15 protein-coding genes are annotated in these 14,161 nt (G+C 69.8%); 10 read left to right on the plus strand and 5 right to left on the minus strand.

The features are described 5' to 3' along the window. Positions 1-64: 64 nt before the first annotated feature. Positions 65-1,573 (minus strand): aldehyde dehydrogenase family protein, encoded by a 1,509-nt coding sequence (locus Q7X29_RS15785; RefSeq protein WP_218719154.1) that lies wholly within the window; start codon positions 1,571-1,573, stop codon positions 65-67. Between the two features lie 16 nt (positions 1,574-1,589). After that, complete coding sequence (locus tag Q7X29_RS15790) at positions 1,590-2,705, minus strand: NDMA-dependent alcohol dehydrogenase (protein ID WP_316574539.1); 1,116 nt, start codon at positions 2,703-2,705, stop codon at positions 1,590-1,592. 132 nt (positions 2,706-2,837) lie between these two features. Here Q7X29_RS15790 and Q7X29_RS15795 point away from each other — a divergent pair, with 132 nt between their 5' ends. Together Q7X29_RS15795 and Q7X29_RS15800 are read left to right on the plus strand one after the other, a co-directional pair. Next, entirely contained in the window at positions 2,838-4,454 is a 1,617-nt protein-coding gene (locus Q7X29_RS15795; protein WP_255587959.1) for a sigma-54-dependent Fis family transcriptional regulator, read from the plus strand. A gap of 106 nt (positions 4,455-4,560) precedes the next feature. Then, positions 4,561-5,097, plus strand: coding sequence for a DUF732 domain-containing protein (locus Q7X29_RS15800; RefSeq protein ID WP_316574540.1), 537 nt, complete (start codon positions 4,561-4,563; stop codon positions 5,095-5,097). Between the two features lie 51 nt (positions 5,098-5,148). Here Q7X29_RS15800 and Q7X29_RS15805 read toward each other — a convergent pair whose 3' ends face one another. Then, the gene (locus tag Q7X29_RS15805) at positions 5,149-5,772 is read right to left on the minus strand and encodes a carbonic anhydrase (protein WP_218719157.1); all 624 of its coding nucleotides are present in this window, start codon (positions 5,770-5,772) and stop codon (positions 5,149-5,151) included. 185 nt (positions 5,773-5,957) lie between these two features. Here Q7X29_RS15805 and Q7X29_RS15810 point away from each other — a divergent pair, with 185 nt between their 5' ends. From Q7X29_RS15810 to Q7X29_RS15830, 5 genes are all read left to right on the plus strand, one after another. Next, positions 5,958-6,614, plus strand: a complete 657-nt coding sequence (locus Q7X29_RS15810; protein ID WP_316574541.1) for a fasciclin domain-containing protein — start codon at positions 5,958-5,960, stop codon at positions 6,612-6,614. Between the two features lie 122 nt (positions 6,615-6,736). After that, positions 6,737-7,384 carry an ECF RNA polymerase sigma factor SigK gene (sigK, locus tag Q7X29_RS15815; RefSeq protein WP_218719159.1) on the plus strand — a complete coding sequence of 216 codons (648 nt, stop codon included), beginning with the start codon at positions 6,737-6,739 and terminating at the stop codon, positions 7,382-7,384. Beyond that, on the plus strand, positions 7,381-8,115 hold the full coding sequence (locus Q7X29_RS15820; protein ID WP_316574542.1) for an anti-sigma factor: 735 nt from the start codon (positions 7,381-7,383) through the stop codon (positions 8,113-8,115). Before sigK ends, Q7X29_RS15820 begins: the two co-directional genes overlap by 4 nt. Before the next feature lie 49 nt (positions 8,116-8,164). After that, complete coding sequence (locus tag Q7X29_RS15825) at positions 8,165-9,706, plus strand: molybdopterin-dependent oxidoreductase (protein WP_218719161.1); 1,542 nt, start codon at positions 8,165-8,167, stop codon at positions 9,704-9,706. Positions 9,707-9,821: 115 nt separating this feature from the next. Beyond that, the gene (locus tag Q7X29_RS15830) at positions 9,822-10,448 is read left to right on the plus strand and encodes a hypothetical protein (protein ID WP_218719162.1); all 627 of its coding nucleotides are present in this window, start codon (positions 9,822-9,824) and stop codon (positions 10,446-10,448) included. 84 nt (positions 10,449-10,532) lie between these two features. Here Q7X29_RS15830 and Q7X29_RS15835 read toward each other — a convergent pair whose 3' ends face one another. Beyond that, on the minus strand, positions 10,533-11,720 hold the full coding sequence (locus Q7X29_RS15835) for a fatty acid desaturase family protein (RefSeq protein WP_218719163.1): 1,188 nt from the start codon (positions 11,718-11,720) through the stop codon (positions 10,533-10,535). 137 nt (positions 11,721-11,857) lie between these two features. Here Q7X29_RS15835 and Q7X29_RS15840 point away from each other — a divergent pair, with 137 nt between their 5' ends. Further along, positions 11,858-12,238, plus strand: a complete 381-nt coding sequence (locus tag Q7X29_RS15840; RefSeq protein ID WP_316574543.1) for a DUF5994 family protein — start codon at positions 11,858-11,860, stop codon at positions 12,236-12,238. Here Q7X29_RS15840 and Q7X29_RS15845 read toward each other — a convergent pair. Then, positions 12,207-12,899 carry a TetR/AcrR family transcriptional regulator C-terminal domain-containing protein gene (locus Q7X29_RS15845; RefSeq protein WP_316574544.1) on the minus strand — a complete coding sequence of 231 codons (693 nt, stop codon included), beginning with the start codon at positions 12,897-12,899 and terminating at the stop codon, positions 12,207-12,209. The genes Q7X29_RS15840 and Q7X29_RS15845 overlap by 32 nt on opposite strands. 145 nt (positions 12,900-13,044) lie before the next feature. Here Q7X29_RS15845 and Q7X29_RS15850 point away from each other — a divergent pair, with 145 nt between their 5' ends. Beyond that, positions 13,045-13,938, plus strand: coding sequence for a DUF5994 family protein (locus Q7X29_RS15850; RefSeq protein WP_316574545.1), 894 nt, complete (start codon positions 13,045-13,047; stop codon positions 13,936-13,938). Positions 13,939-13,986: 48 nt separating this feature from the next. Further along, a complete protein-coding gene (locus Q7X29_RS15855; RefSeq protein WP_218719167.1) occupies positions 13,987-14,139 on the plus strand; it encodes a hypothetical protein in 153 nt (50 codons plus the stop codon). The last annotated feature ends 22 nt before the right edge of the window (positions 14,140-14,161 follow it).

Below are 14,161 nucleotides of genomic sequence, written 5' to 3' on the forward strand. Positions count from 1 at the left end.
GCGCGGTAGCCACGGTGGGCGCCGATCTGCGAGGCGGTGCCCACCGTGGCCGGGTCGGGGACGGTCAGCCGAGGAAGGTGTTGACCGACTTCTGCTCGGTATAGGCCTCGATCGCCGCGGTACCCAGTTCACGGCCCCAGCCGGACTGCTTGTAGCCGCCGAACGGCAGTGCGGCGTCGAAAGCATTGTGCGCGTTGATCCATACCGTGCCCGCCTTGATCTGGCGAGCGGTGCGATGGGCCTTGGACACGTCCTGGGTCCAGACCGAGGCGGCCAACCCGTAGGGCGTGTCGTTGGCCGCTGCGGCCACGCCCTGCTCGGCGTTGAACGGGGTCGCCACCACGACCGGGCCGAAGATCTCCTCGCGGTACACGCTGAACGAGGACTCGACGTCGACGAACACCGTCGGTTCGACGAAGTAGCCGCTCTCGCCGTGGCGGCGCCCGCCCGTCAGTGCTCGCGCACCCGCCCGCAATCCGGCATCGACATAGCCCAGGACCCGGTCGAGCTGGGTCTGCGAGACCAGGGGGCCGACCTCGGTGGCCGGGTCGAGCCCCGAGCCGATCTTGCTGGCCGCGGCGACCTCGGCGACGCCCCGGGTGAACTCGTCGAAGATCTTGTCCTCCACCAGCAATCGGGTGCCGCTGGTGCAGGTCTGGCCCTGGTTGAACAGGAATCCCGACGCCGTACCGGGGATCGCCAGGTCCAGATCGGCGTCGGCGAAGACGACCTGGGGACTCTTGCCGCCGAGCTCGAGGCTGACCTTCTTCAGATTGCCCTTGGCGGCGTCGACGATGAGCTTGCCCACCTCGGTGGAACCGGTGAAAGCGATCTTGTCGACATCGTCGTGGGCGGCCAGCGCGGCCCCGGCGTCGCCGTAGCCGGTGACGACATTGAGCACGCCGTCGGGCAGACCGACCTCGGCCAGGATCTCGGCCAGCCGCAGGGCGGTGAGCGGGGTGTCCTCGGCGGGCTTGAGCACGACGGTGTTGCCGGTCGCCAGCGCGACGGGAATCTTGAACGCGGCCATCAGCAGCGGGAAGTTCCACGGGACGATGGCTCCGCACACGCCGATCGGTTCGCGCAGGGTGTAGGCGTGCCACTGGGTGCCGGGTGCCCACGGCACCGACACCGGAATGGTGCGGCCTTCGATCTTGGTGGCCCAGCCGGCGTAGTACTGGAAGAGCTCGGCGACCCAGGTGATGTCGACGGCCTGGGCGACGCCGGCGGACTTGCCGTTGTCGAGCGATTCCAGCTGCGCCAATTCCTCGGCATGGGCGTAGATCGCCTCGCCCGCGCGGAACAGCAGACGCTGGCGCTGGGCCGGGGTCCACAGCGACCACTCGCCTTCGAAGGCGACGCGTGCCGCGCGCACCGCGCGGTCGACATCGACGGCCTCGGCGTGGGCGACCTCGGTCAGCACCTGGCCGGTGGCCGGGTCGCGGGTCTGGAAGGTCCGGCCCGAGGCCGCGTCGACCCACCGGCCGCCGATGAACAGTTGCTTGGGCGTGGACAGCCAGGCGCGGACCTGCGGCAGCACCGCGGTGGTGGTGGGTTCGAGTACTTCGGTCATCGTCGTGCCTTTCGGATCAGGAGTGGTCGTGCACGAGCACGCCGCGGATGTTCTGGCCGTTGAGCAGGTCGTCGTAGCCCTGATTGACCTGATTGAGGGTGTAGGTGCGGGTGATGAGCTCGTCGAGCTTCAGATCGCCGCTCTGGTAGAGACCGAGGATCTTGGGGATGTCGACGGTCGGGTTGCAGTCGCCGAAGAGGCTGCCGCGCAGTTCCTTCCGGAACAGCGTCATGATCGAACCGGGGAGCTGGATGTTGATTTCGTCGAGCTTGTTGAGCCCGGTCAGCACGACCTTGCCGCCCTTGCCGACAGCGTCGAAGCCGGCGCTGACGATCTCGGCGGTCATCAGGTCCGGGATGAGGATCGCGGCGTCGGCGCCTTGGCCGCGGGTCAGGTCGTTGATCGTGGCCAGGGCGTCACCGGCGTCGGCGAACGCGTGCGTGGCACCGAGTTCGAGGGCGCGTTCGCGTTTGTTGTGCAGCGGGTCGACCGCGACGACATAGCGCGCGCCGGCGAAGCGCGCGCCCTGCACCGCGTTGATGCCGAGCCCGCCGATGCCGAAGACGACCACCACGTCACCGGGTTTCACCTCGGCGGTGTTGACCGCCGAACCCCACCCGCTGGGGACACCGCAACCCACCAGCACCGCCTTGTCCAGCGGCAGGTCGTCGTCGACCTTGACGCAGGAGTTCTGGTGGATCACCCCGTACTGGCTGAACGTGCCGAGCATGCACATCGCGCCGTAGTCACCGGCCGGTCCCCGCAGCGGGAAACGACCACCGGGCAGATAGCCCTCGAGGATCGTGGCGCCCATGTCGCAGATGGACTGCTGACCGTTGGAGCAGTAGCGACAGGTGCCGCAGTTCGGGATGAACGAGCACACCACGTGATCGCCGGGCGCCACCCGGGTGACGCCGGGCCCGACCTCCTCGATGATGCCCGCGCCCTCGTGGCCGAGCACCATCGGCAGCCGCGCCTCCAGGTCACCGTGGGCGATGTGGACATCGGAATGGCACAGCCCGCCGTAGAGGTACCGGATGAGTACCTCTCCCTCGCGCGGCTTGTCGAGTTCGAGCTCTTCGATCTCGATCGGTTTGCCTGGCTGGTAGACGACCGCGGCCTTGGTCTTCATGGCGGGTTCTCCTGATCCTCGTCGATGCGTCCCGTCCGGAGCGACGCCGAACCACAGTCGCAACGGTGGGCTGACGCGACTGTTCAGAAACTGGACAATCGTGACCCCGGTCACCATTGCTACGGTGAGTGCATGGAACCCGAGGTGAACGGCATGGTGGCCAAGCGGGAACCGATCGCCGCGTCCTGGCATCGGGCGACGATGGCCGGACTGGAGCCGGGCTCGGCGCTGGACACGATCAGCTATGTCGACATCGACGAGACCAGTCCGCTGATGGCCGCGGCCGCGGTGGTCCTCGACGACCTCAACCATCGACTCGAGGGCACCGACTTCACCACGATCGTCATCGACCGGGAAGGCCGCGTCGCGCATCAATGGTGCGGAAATCGCAGTGCCCGCAAGGTCTTCGACGACCTCGGCGTCGACATCGGTGCCTCCCTGCTCGAAGAGGCGGTCGGCACCACCGCGCCGGGGGTGGCGCTGGAGACCCGCACCAGCATCGCCGTCAACGGCGACGAGCACTTCGCTGTCCCACTGCGGCGCATGAGCTGCTACGGACATCCCATCTTCCACCCCACCACCCGCCGGATCGAGGGTGTGCTGGATCTGTCGACGGTGGCCCGGGAAGCCAGCCCGCTGTTGCCGCCGCTGGTCGCCCGCGCGGTCGCCGACATCGAGCAGCGACTGCTCGACGGCTCCCGCGTGTCGGACAAGGAACTGCTCGCCGCGTTCCAGGCCGCGGGCACCCGCCGCCGCGCGGTGCTGGCCATCGGGCGCGACCTGCTCATGTCCAACCAGGCCGCCGCGGACCTGCTCGGCGCCACCGACGTCGCGTTGCTGCGCATGATGGCACCGGATGTGCGGCGCAGCTCGGTCTTCGATCTGACGCTGGAGTCCGGGCTGGCGGTGCGGGTCGAAGCGACCCGGGTCGGCGGTCCGGCCGGGGGAACCCTGCTCAACGTCGAACCCCGCGAACGGGCGAGCATCGCCTACTCCCGCCGGGCGCTCGAGCCCGGCGACCCGCTCCTGGTCGCGGGACCACCGGGTTCCGGGCGCTCGCGCACCGCGCGCGAACACGCCACCGAACAGCCGGTCACCGTCCTGACCGCCGCCAACGCCCTGCTCGACGGCAGCGACGTCTTCGCCCGTGACTTCGCCGCGCTGGTCCGCGCCCGGCAGGGCACCGTGTGCGTCGACGGCCTCGACCTGTTGCCCGACGATCTGATCGATCTCGTCGCCACCCATGTCGCCGACCGGCAGGTGCCGCGCGTCGTGCTGGTCACCGGAGCGGTGGACACCCTCACCGGCCGGGCCGCCGCGCTGGCCGCCGAATGCACCGACCGCGTCGAACTCGGGCCGCTGAGCAACCGCCGCGGCGAGATCCCGGCGCTGGTCGCGGCGATGCTACGCGAGGCGGGCGCGGACAGCTCGCTGTATTTCACCCCGGGCGCGCTCTCGGCGCTGTCCGCGCATCATTGGCCCGGCAATCTGCGCGAATTGCGCGCGGTCGTCACCGATGTCATCCGGCACCGGCGAAGCGGCGCGGTCGTCGTGAACGACCTCCCCGAGGCCTACCGCACGCAGCAGCCGATCCGGCAACTCATGCCGATCGACCGCGCCGAACGCGACGTCATCGTCGAGGCGCTGCGCCGATTCGAGGGCAACAAGGTCAAAACCGCGCAGGCCCTGGGGATCTCGCGCACCACGCTCTACGCGAAGATGCGTGCGCTGCGCATCACCGTCTACTGACGCGCACGCGCGGCGGCACCGGGAATCGGGCGCGCGGGTCGTTGATAACGCGGGTGCGATGAATGGCGATCTTGCACCGCTGTTCGTCTCGCACCGAAGGAGATTCGTGACTCAGCCGCCGATTCCACCGCAGTATCCGTCCGCGCCCTACCCGGCCTATCCACCGCAGCCGCCGCGCCGCGACAACACGACCCTGTGGGTGTTGCTCGCGGTTGTCGGTGTTCTGCTGCTGGTCTGTGGCGGGTGCGCCACCTCGGTGCTGCTCGCCGCCGGAGACACCCAGGACACCGGCCGGACCGCGGTGAGCACGCCACCGCCGGGTGGACCCGCCGAGCCGCCACCGGGTTCGGGCGCACCCCGCACCAGCGCTCCACGTACCGCGCCCTCGACACCGAGCGCGTCGAGCAACAGCCAGAACACGACCAACCAGGACGCGTTCATCGCGACGCTCGACCGCGAGGGGATCTACTACTCCTCACGCCAGGCGGCGCTCGACATGGGCGTGGCGATCTGCGAGGAACGCGCCGCCGGGGCGACCGATGTCGAGATGGCGACCGCGCTCACCGAGAAGGGGTATTCGAGCCGCGACGCCGCCTACCTCGTCGTCGCTGCCCAGATGCAGTTCTGTCCCGAATACGCCTGACGAGGTGGTGCTGGTCGGCCGGTCCCGGAGAGGCGGAACCGGCCGACCCGCTCAGGCGACTTCGCCGATGTCGCCGATGACGCTGCGCAGCTGGGCGCGCCCGTCGGCGAGGTTGTAGGTCACGCAGGCGATGGCCAGCTGGCCCGCCTCGACGCGGTCGGAGATGGTCGACGAACGCTGCATGAGCAGGCGCGCGGTTTCCTCCACATGACGGGCTTCCAGGTCGTCGACGTTGGTCAGACCTTCCCGGCGGCCGAGCAGGATCGACGGGGTGACGCGTTCGACCACGCTACGGATGAAACCGCCCGGCACCGTCCCGTTGTCGAGGGCATCGATGGTGGCGGCCACCGCGCCGCACGAGTCGTGGCCGAGGACCACGATCAGCGGCACCTGCAGTACCGCGACGCCGTACTCGATCGAGCCGAGCACCGAACTGTCCACCACATGACCGGCGGTGCGCACGACGAACATGTCGCCGAGCCCCCGGTCGAAGATGATCTCGGCGGCGACCCGGGAGTCACCACACCCGAACAGGATCGCCGAGGGCTGCTGGCCACCCGCCAGCTTGGCGCGATCCGCGGCACCCTGGCTGGGGTGCTGCAGGGTATCGGTGACGAAACGGTCGTTTCCATCACGCAGGGACTTCCACGCGGCAACAGGATTCGAATGGGGCATAACCCCCATAGTGCCTGAATTGCGACGCGTGGCGACACCGACCCCCTGACGGCTTCGTCACCCGCCGGGTGTCCGGTGAACCGGGTCTCGATCCCGAGCCATCCGGCCGGGCGGGCTGGCCGAACTCCGTTGCGTCCACATCAGCGCGGCACTCTCGCCGCCCTTTCGGAAGCGACGGAACGACCATGCGAACCCTGCGCAGCACCCTCGTGGCGGCAGCCCTTCTCGGCTCGGTACTCGGCGCCTCGGCCTGTTCCGACGACGATTCGACCACCTCGTCCGCGACCACCTCGGCGACGACCTCCTCCGCGTCGATGACCGCGTCCGCGGCGAACGGCTCCGGCGCGTCGGGTCTCGTCGGGCCCGGGTGCGCCGAATACGCCGCCCAGGTTCCCAGCGGCCCCGGCTCGGTGAGCGGGATGGCTCAGGACCCGGTCGCGGTCGCCGCGTCCAACAACCCCATGCTCACCACGCTGGTGGCGGCGGTGTCGGGCAAACTCAATCCCCAGGTCAACCTGGTCGACACCCTCAACGGCGGCCAGTTCACCGTCTTCGCGCCCGTCGACTCCGCGTTCGCGAAGATCGACCCGGCCACCATCGAGTCGCTGAAGACCGATTCGGCCACCCTCACCAAGATCCTGACCTACCACGTGGTGCCCGGTCAGCTCGCGCCCCAGGATGTCGCGGGCACGCACAAGACCGTCGAGGGCGCGGCCGTCACGGTGACCGGCTCCGGGGACAGCCTGAAGGTCGGTGACGCGGCCGTGGTCTGCGGTGGCGTGCGCACGGCGAACGCGACGGTCTACATGATCGACAGCGTGCTCGTGCCGCCCGCGGCGTGAGGTCGACGATGGTCACGCCGCCGGGAACCGTAGAGTTGCGGAAGAAAGTTTTCGGCGGCGCCCATCCGTACCGCGGGGCTGGCCGAAATCCCTCTCATGCTGATGCACGCAGGGACCACACGATGACGAACCGCCCGGGCTCCTCGCCGATCCGGTTGCGCGTGGTGACCGATCCGGCGCCCGCATGCCCGGCGCCCGCCAAGCCCGACCACGCCGTGCAAGCGCGGCTGGTGACGCTGCTCGGCGCGATCGCGTCCGGGGACCGGACGGCGTTCGCCGAGTTCTATCGGGCGACCAGTCCGCGGGTGTTCGGACTCGCGCTGCGGGTGGTGCGCAACCACGGCGCGGCCGAGGACATCGCGCAGGAGGTGTTCCTGCAGGCCTGGTCGCTGGCGGGGGAGTACGACGTGGGTAAGGCCAGCCCGATCGGCTGGCTGATGATGCTGACCCACCGCCGCGCGGTCGACCGGGTGCGTGCCGAACAGTCGGCGACCAGCCGTGACCTGGTGTTCGGGCACACCCATCTGGGCCGTGACCACGACACCGTGGCCGAGGAGGTCACCCAGCGGCTCGACGAGCAGTCGGTCCAGGACTGTCTCGCGACGATGACCGAGCTGCAGCGTGAGGCGGTGGCGCTGGCCTATTACAGCGGGCGCACCTACGCCGAGGTCTCCGAGACCCTGGACGTGCCGTTGCCGACGGTGAAGAGCCGGATCAGGGACGGCTTGAAGCGACTCGAAAACTGTTTGACCGGAGGGAATTCCCGATGAGCGAGACAGATCGGCGGACCCCTCGGCCGTTGCTCGACGACGCCTACCCCTACGCCCTCGACGCGCTCGATCCCCAGCAGCGGCGCGCTATCGACGACGAGCTCGCGGCCGCGGATCCCGAACGCGCGCGGGAGTTCCTCGCCGCCGTGTCGCGCATTCGCGAGACCATGGCCGCGTTGACGGTGTCCGACTCGGTGCCCCCACCCGCCCGGCTCGAAGCCGCGCTGATGCGGGCGCTGGACCGGCTCGATCCGCAGGTGCGCCCGCTGACTCGGCGGGACACGCAGGGCAAAGGGTGGCGACTGCGCTGGTTGACCGCCGCCGCGGCCGCGGTCGTCGCGGTCGGCATCGGCACCGGGGTCGCGGTCGTGATCGACCGCACGAACGACGGCACCGGCGCGATCACCGCGCAACAGGTGCTCGACCAGCCCGACAGCCGGGAGTCGTCGGTCGCGATCACCGGCGGCGGCGCGATGACGGTGCACCAGTCCACGGCACTGGGCGCCGCGGCGGTGTCATTCCAGGACATGCCCGCGCTGCCCGCCGACCGCGCGTACCAGTTGTGGCGCATTCCCACGGGCGGTGCCCCCCGCTCGGTTGCGGTGATGGACGGTCCGGCCTCGGTGGTCACCGCCGTCGACGCCGCCGACACCCTCGCGGTGACCGTCGAACCCGCCGGTGGTTCGGCCGGCCCCACCACACCGGTGATCGTCAGCATGACAGTCGGCTGACCCGCCCGCGGCGGGCCGCGCCGACACTCGATACCTCAGGAGTGACAGCATGGTCCGCCGCAACGCGTACACCCCACGGCCGCTGGGCCGCGCCACCGCAGCGCTCGCCGCGACGGCCGCCGCCGCGACGGTGCTCGGCATCGGACACCTGGTCGCGGCGGTTCTCGATCCGGCCGCCTCCCCGTTCTTCGTGCTGGGCGCCACCGTCGTCGACCACACGCCGAAGTGGTTGAAGGACAGTGCCATCCGCTGGTTCGGTACCAACGACAAACTGGCGCTGGCGATCACGATGGCCGTAGTCATGGTGGCGGCCGCCGCGCTGATCGGATTGCTCGCGCGTCGCAGCCCGGCTCGGGGCGCCGTCGTCCTGGCCGGGTTCGGGACCACAGTCGCTGTTCTCGCGGTGCTGCGGCCGACCGCGGGACCGGACTTCGCGATACCCGCGGTGGCGGGAACGGCCGCGGGAATCGCCACCCTCTGTCTGCTTTTCGTCGTCCCGGCCGCTCGGCGACCCGGAGATGGTCTCACCCGGCGTGGCTTCCTGCTGGCGGTCGCGGGAGTGACCGCCGGTGCGGTGGCCGCGGGCGCCGCGGGGCGCGTCATCGGTAGCCGACTGCGCGATATCGGCGCGGACCGAGCGGCTTTCGTGCCGCCGCGCGTGGCCGACCCGGCACCGCCGGTCCTGCCCGAGATGGATCTCCCGGTGCCCGGCCTGACCCGGTTCGTCACCCCGGCCGCGGAGTTCTACCGCATCGACACGGCGTTGCAGCTGCCGGCGCTGACCCGCGCGCAGTGGCGGCTGCGCATCCACGGGATGGTGGCGCGGGAGATCGTGCTGGACTTCGACGCGTTGAGCGCGCGCCGCGCCGTCGAATCACTGATCACGCTGACCTGTGTGTCGAACGAGGTCGGCGGCACGCTCGCCGGAACGGCCACCTGGACCGGCTATCGCCTCACCGACCTGCTCAGGGAAGCGGGTCCGGCGCCCGGCGCCGATATGATCCTGTCGCGCAGTGTGGACGGCTTCACCGCCGGGACCCCGCTGGACGCGGTCCTGGGCAACCCGGACGCCTTGCTCGCGGTGGCCATGAACGGCGCGGCGCTGCCCGTCGCCCACGGCTATCCGGTGCGGATGATCGTGCCCGGACTCTACGGCTACGTCTCGGCCACCAAATGGGTCGTCGACCTCGAACTCACCCGCTTCGACCAGGCCCGCGCGTACTGGACCGAGCGCGGCTGGTCGGAGCGGGCACCGATCAAGACCGCGTCGCGGATCGATGTCCCCGCCGCGTTCGCGAACCTCGCCGCCGGACCGGTGACCGTGGCCGGCGTCGCCTGGGCACAGGGCCGCGGGATCACCGCCGTCGAGGTGCAGGTGGACGACGGACCGTGGCGGCAGGCCACGCTGGCCACGGCCTATTCCCTCGATACCTGGCGGCAGTGGACCTGGACGTGGGATGCCATGCCGGGTACGCACACCCTGCGCGTCCGTGCCGTGGACGGCACCGGTGTCGTCCAGACCGAGACCCGCGCCGCGCCGTTCCCCGACGGCGCCACCGGCCGGCATTCCCGGGTGGTCACCGTCCGCTGACGGCCGAGCATCGCGATCGCACCCATCTGCGCCCGGGCGCGGCGCGAACTCCCTGCGCACTACGGGCACATCTGGCCCGACGGCGCGACTTTTCGCTGGACCCCTAGGAGGAACTGTGAACAGTGAGCTGGGCGAAGTAGTCGTGGCGAGCACCGTCCGCGACGGCGACCGCGAGTTCGGGGTGGAGATCGCCGATCCCCGGCAGGACGCCATGACACAGGACTGGCACTGCACCTATCGCGTCGCGGGTACGCGCACCCATCGAGTCCGCGGCCCGGACCGGCTGTCGGCGGTCTACGCGGCCCTGATCGACATCCACAGTGCGACAGCCCGATTCGGCTCCCCGGACAACGCGGACGACCCCCATCGGCCTCGTGAACCCGTGGCCGCCCGCCCCCGCATCGGCGGCGCCCCCGCCGCGCACGCCCGCGAGTTCGGCCCGCCTCTGGGCGCACGAGCCGTCGACACCGCCGCCGGCCCCGTGGTCATCGTGCTCGGTCGCCCCCGCCGCGACCCGTACAGCCCCCACACCTGCCTGTGCCCCTTCCGCATCGACGACCGCACCGAAGCCTTCGGACAGGGATTCGACGACCTGCACGCGGTGCTGTCGGCGATCCGCGGCGTGAGCGCCATCTTGGGCATCCCGCAGGACTGGCCGGCGCCGGGCGGGCGAGGCTCGGGTCTTTCCGCGCCGGTGCGCAAGGGAGAGGCGCGGAGCCCCAGGCACGCCGCGCATCAGTGACAGGAATCCCGGGAGGTCGGTACCGCCGCGATGGGGCAGACAGCATCGGTCCTCATCGAAGGTTGGTGCACCGAGACCGGGTACCTACCGCGAGCGCAAGGCGGTGCGCAGGCCGCGCCGGATCGCGCCGGGCTCGGCGGGTGTCACGGTGGTGAACTTGCGCTCGGACGCGGTTTCGGGCGCGTCGTCGCTGGTCGCCAGCAGGAACGAGTCGGGGAGGGCGAGCTTGTTGATCGTGCGCAGGGTGAGCAGGTACTGCTTGGGCAGGGGGCCCGTGGTGTAGGGCAGGTCGTACTTGTCGCAGAGCGCGCGCACCCGCACCGCGATCTCGGCATAGCGGTTGCTGGGCAGGTCGGGGAAGAGGTGATGCTCGATCTGATGCGACAGATGGCCGCTGAGGAAGCCCAGGATCGGGCCCGCGTCGAAGTTGGCGGTGCCGAGCATCTGACGCAGGTACCACTCACCGTGGGTTTCGTGCTCGATCGCTTCCGGTGTGAACTTCTCTGCGCCATCGGGGAAGTGGCCGCAGAAGATCACGACATAGGCCCACATGTTGCGCAGCGCGTTGGCGGCGATGTCGGCGGTCAGGGTGCGACGCCAGCGCCGTCTACTGAGGATCGGGAAGAACAGGTAGTCCTTGGCGGCCTGCCTGCCGATCTTGCGGACCAAAGCCTTGGTGTGCGCGGTCTTCTCGGCGTCGGTCGCGGCGCGGTCGCGTTCGGAGTACAGGCCGTGCAGGGCGATGCCCCACTCGAAAGTGGCTGCCAGGAGCAGGTTCTGCAGCGGTTGCAGCAACAGGCGAGGGCGCCATTGCTGGTCCCTGGTCACCCGGATGACGCCGAAGCCGACGTCGTCGTCCATGCCGACCACGTTGGTGAACATGTGATGGCGGTAGTTGTGCGAGTAGCGCCATTGCGACGACACCCCGGCCATGTCCCATTCCCAGGTGCGGGAATGGATCTCGGGATCGTTCATCCAATCCCATTGGCCGTGCGACACATTGTGGCCGATCTCCATGTTCTCGATGCTCTTGGCCGCGGCCAGCGCCGAGGTGCCGACGAGCCAGCCCAGTCGTGAGCCGCTGCTCGCCAGGAGCAACCGCGCACTCGCGTCGAGGATGCGCTGGAAGGCGATCGTGCGCCGGATGTAGTCGGCGTCGGGGGTGCCGCGCCGATCCTCGATATCGCGACGGATCGCGTCGAGTTCCTCGCCGAGCGCCTCGACATCGGCTTTGCTCAGGTGCGCGTAAACCGCGACTTCGGTAATGGCCATGGGGGTCCTCGCCTGGTCGTAATAGTGATTCTACGTACTCCTACAACTGACGTCTACAGCGTAGACTAACGACATAGACCTCCGCGGTGACTGCCGTGCGACGGAGTCGGCGCGAGCCGGGACAGGAGCGCCGGATCATGACGCGGATATCGGCCGGACCACACGCGGACGCCTCGACGACCTGGTGGCCGCACGGCGCAGACCTGGTCGCCGAGCTGCCCGACCTGCTGGCGCGGCTCGAGACCCGGCGCGGACCGATTCATCGGCTGAGCTACAACATCGGCGAGTGGTCGGCCACCGCACGTACTTTCGACAATCGGGGTCATCGGGTGCGCTTGGACGGCTATCACTACATGCGCCCGCACACCGTCGATGTGCTCGGCGTCGACGGCTACCGGCTCCACCTGCGAGTGGTCCCGGCCGACCTCGACGGCGAGTCCGCCGAGCAGCGGTGGGAGTCCGAGGGCGGGGCCGAGCCGGAGGGTGTCAGCCCGCGGGGTAGGTCAGGGTCGCGGTGAGACCGGTGAGCAGGATGTCCAGGCCGCGCTCGAGTTCGGCCGCGCCATCGTAGGCGGCCAGCACCGGGGCGAGTTCGCGCACCAGCGGGAATTCGGTGATCGGCAAACGGTGCAGGCCGAGGCGCAGGACCTCGTCGGACTCCTCCGGCCGCTCGATCACCTCCTGGAGCTCGTTGAGCACGTGGCCGTAGAGGAATCCGAACAGCGCGCGGTAGATGTGCAGGGCGTCGGCGCCGGCGAAGCCGGCGTTGGTGAGCAGCCGCAGGATGTTCTCGAGTGGCCGGACCACCGCGATCGGGCGCATGCCGAGCGGGGTCGACAACGGCCGGGTCACCAGCAGCGGGACCACATTCGGGTGGGCGAGCGCCAGGGCGCGGAACGAGCGTGCGACCGCACGCAGCTGTGCGGCCCAGTCCGGATCGTCGGCGTCGACCATCAACTGCTCGAACACCAACTCGGCTACGCCGTCGAGCACCGCGGCCTTGTTGGGCAGGTGGCGGTAGATCACCATCGGGTCCCGGCCGACCGCCTCGGCCAGCCGCCGCATCGACAGCGCGTCGACGCCGTCGCGATCGACGATCATCAGCGCCGCGATGAGCACGGAATCCCTGGTCACCGTGCTGGGGGGACGGCGGGCGCCATCGGTCGAAGCCTCGGTCATGAGGGCACCTCCGTCTGCTTCGGTTGTCGTTGCCAGTGTAGACCTACAACGTTGACAAGCGCGGGATTCGCGCGTCTACTGGAGGTGTACAGGTCCCCGGAGCTGATACCGATTCCTCGGATCCCGGCCGAAAGGACCGATCGACATGCGCGTTCGCGAAACTCATCATCCCGCCGCGGCACCCGCCCGCCACCAGGTTCCCCCGCTCTACACGCCGCGGCTGCGGATGCGGTCACGCTCCGCGGGAGACCGCTACATCGACGGTGCCTGGTGGCCGCGTTCGACCGACCTGGCCGCCGAACTTCCCGACTTGCTCGCGGTGCTGGGCGTGCGGCTCGGCCCGGTCTGGCGGGTCGTGTACGACCCGTCGTGCTGGGCCTCGGCGCCCGCGCGGATCACCGTCGCGGGAGAGACCGTCCGGCTGGATTCCTATCACTTCGAGCTGTGGAACACGATGTATGTGTTCGGGCGCGACGCGAGCATGCTGGTGCTACAGGTGATTCCGTCCGACACCGACGAACGGGTCGCCCACCAGTCCTTGATGGCCGCGGCCGAAGCAGACCCCGCCGAGTCCGAGCCCGAGCCCGCGGACAGTCCGCGGCCCATCACCGATCACCAGGCGATGGGCGGCGACCGGCAGCCCTTCCCGGTGCCGACCCGCACCCCGCGACTGCTGTTGCGCGGCAGCGAAAGTCACACCGAGCTGTTCGACGGCGCCTGGTGGCCCCGGACGGTGAACCTCACCGCCGAACTCCACGATCTGATCAGCGCCCTCACGCCCCGCCTCGGCCAGACGGCGCGAATCAGCTTCGACTGGAACGTGACCAGCCGCAACCAGCGCCGCATCGACCACGACGACGGCATCGATCTGCGGGTCCCCGACATCGGCCAGTTGCCCGACACCATGCACCTCGTCGGCGTGAACGGCGTCCACCTGACCCTGCTGGTGATCGCGGCCGACACCCCGGACGACGTGGCGAACGCCCAGATCCTGCACGCGGTCGGCCGCGTCGGCCACCATTTGCCCGATATCGGCTGACCGCGTGTGCGCCCTCGGCCGCCGCGGCATTATCGAGAGACCTCCGTCATGACCGATGAACTCGACGCGGACCCCACGCGCCCCGAACCCGCCCCCGAGACACCGTTCGTGGACTGGCCCGATCCGAGCCCCCTGCAATCCTGGTGGCTCGACATCATGGACGGCGGCTCCCCGGCTACGCGCTCCGCCGGTCACGACTAGGCGGAGCGACCGCGCGGGCACC

This window comes from Nocardia canadensis (genome assembly GCF_032656385.1).
Classification (GTDB): Bacteria; Actinomycetota; Actinomycetes; order Mycobacteriales; family Mycobacteriaceae; genus Nocardia; species Nocardia canadensis.